3 protein-coding genes are annotated in these 1978 nt (G+C 46.6%); all 3 read left to right on the top strand.

Translation table 11 applies throughout. The features are described 5' to 3' along the window. Positions 1-159: 159 nt before the first annotated feature. The 3 genes from AS151_RS19205 (at position 160) to AS151_RS19215 (ending at position 1887) form a co-directional block, all read left to right on the top strand. A complete protein-coding gene (locus AS151_RS19205) occupies positions 160-687 on the top strand; it encodes a hypothetical protein (RefSeq protein ID WP_139240786.1) in 528 nt (175 codons plus the stop codon). 195 nt (positions 688-882) lie between these two features. Continuing rightward, positions 883-1314, top strand: coding sequence for a hypothetical protein (locus AS151_RS19210; RefSeq protein ID WP_071518693.1), 432 nt, complete (start codon positions 883-885; stop codon positions 1312-1314). Positions 1315-1551: 237 nt separating this feature from the next. Then, a complete protein-coding gene (locus AS151_RS19215; RefSeq protein ID WP_071518694.1) occupies positions 1552-1887 on the top strand; it encodes a c-type cytochrome in 336 nt (111 codons plus the stop codon). Positions 1888-1978 lie beyond the last annotated feature (91 nt).

A 1978-nucleotide genomic window follows, 5' to 3' on the forward strand; every position in this document is an offset into this window, starting at 1 on the left:
GCGGTGAGACCCACCGTGTCAGCCTGTTGTGGAGTAGTTAACGCCGACGTTGCTACTGTGAAGCAGGAAGAAACCTTAACGTCTATGAACGTTTGTTAGTGTTTTAGAGTCGGCACCCAGGATACCGAAGCCACCCGGGAAAAAGCCCTCGATGAAATCATGCGGCGTATGGAAGATGAAAACGATACCACATTAACGCCGGATAGCTTTGCCAATGGTTTGGGTAGCGAACAGTTGGTTTTGGTGGAAGCGCCCAATACTAGTAAAACCTCCAAAAAACGCAAATCCAAACGGGAACCAGACCGAGAACTAGAACCGATAGAGGTGGCGGCGTCGGAGTTGGCGCAGTTTTCGCTGTTGCGGGTGCAACTGCAGCAGGCGCAAGAGGCGGCACAGCCGTATGTGAAACTAATTGAGGCGTTGTTCGATCCCAAACCCCTCAGCAGCGAACAAATGGAAATGGCTAGCAGTAAAGAATTTGCTCGGACTCTCAATAATTTAGCAAAACTCAAGGTGGAGTACGATGCTTTTCACGAAAAGGCAGCGGCGGCTTGGGAACTTTTAAAACCAGCGATCGCGGTGTCGGAAAATGCCCCTTTCCAGTCAAAAGAAAACCCAGTAGATCAAACGCAAGGGCAACAGCAGAAGCCACGTTCTAGCAGCAATGGAAAAAACACCCCATCTTAGTTGGTAAAATTTTGCAAAAAGCTAGGGAAAGATGTGGGGATTTTTTGACTTTTTGAGCGATCGCGTAGTGGTTTTCTACCAGGTGATAATTGGTGGGCACAACTACTTAATGAAAATTTGTTTCGACAAGTTGTCTAAGAATTGTTAAGATATTCTATAAAGCAAGCACTTATCTGTCGACTTGGGGAAAACAGTATGACTGGATTTATTCGTGGTTTGTTTGGATCCAAAAAATCAAACAACGGCGATCGAGCACCGAAAAAACGTACCAATCGTTCCTCCGGTACCTATTACTTAGACCCGGATGACGCCAAAACCATGGGCAACATGGACTACATGCGCACGCCGCGTAAAATCAGGAAAACCTTTGCGAAAAAAGCCGACCAAGCCGATGCCAACAACGAACGGGTAGAATACATTTCTTCCATGGGGCGCAGCACCGGCGAAACTGCGATGCCAGAATCCTCTGAAGAAAGTACAGAAACCAACAACACCAACAACAATTCCACATCTTCTTTCCAACCACAACCTCAATTTAACAACAACGATGTTTCCCAACGTCGGAGTTCCGATTCCAACATGGATATGTTCCGGAATATGGCACGCGACATAAAAAAATCTCGTTAAAAAACTGTTTGTAAGTTAAACGGTAGCTTCCCATTGTTAGAAGCTACCCACCTCTGCGCGATCGACGGCTACAAGCTTAGCGATCGCGGTTTTTTTTGGCAAATCGCCGCTGAAGTACGATCGAATTTTACAGGCTGTCTTTTGACAGGAAAAACTTCGCTACCAAATAATAGAAGATAGCGGGCCTAAGTTTCGATATAATAAAGCCTCGTAGTCAACCAACTTCACTGCGTAATGATGGTAAAAAAACTATTTTCCTTGGTTACCCTTCTCGTGGCGTTCGTTGCTTTGACATTTGCCACCCCAGCCATGGCTGCCGACCTGAGCAATGGTGCTAAAGTGTTTAGTGCCAACTGCACCGCTTGCCATATGGGTGGTGGCAATACCGTCAATCCTGCCAAAACCCTGAAAAAATCCGATTTAGAAAAATACGGCATGGATTCCATGGATGCCATTACCACTCAGGTCAAACAAGGGAAAATGGCCATGCCCTCCTTTATCGGTCGTTTGAGCAGCAAAGATATTGAAGACGTGGCTGCCTACATTCTCGACAAGGCTGAAAAAGGCTGGTAAATCTCGATTTACCGCATGAATCAGGAGCTTGAAAGCCCTGACTTTTTAAAGCAGGGATGAAAAGCGACCCGTGCGGCTTCAGCCGCCGTCA

The organism is Geitlerinema sp. PCC 9228 (genome assembly GCF_001870905.1).
Lineage (GTDB): Bacteria > Cyanobacteriota > Cyanobacteriia > Cyanobacteriales > PCC-9228 > PCC-9228.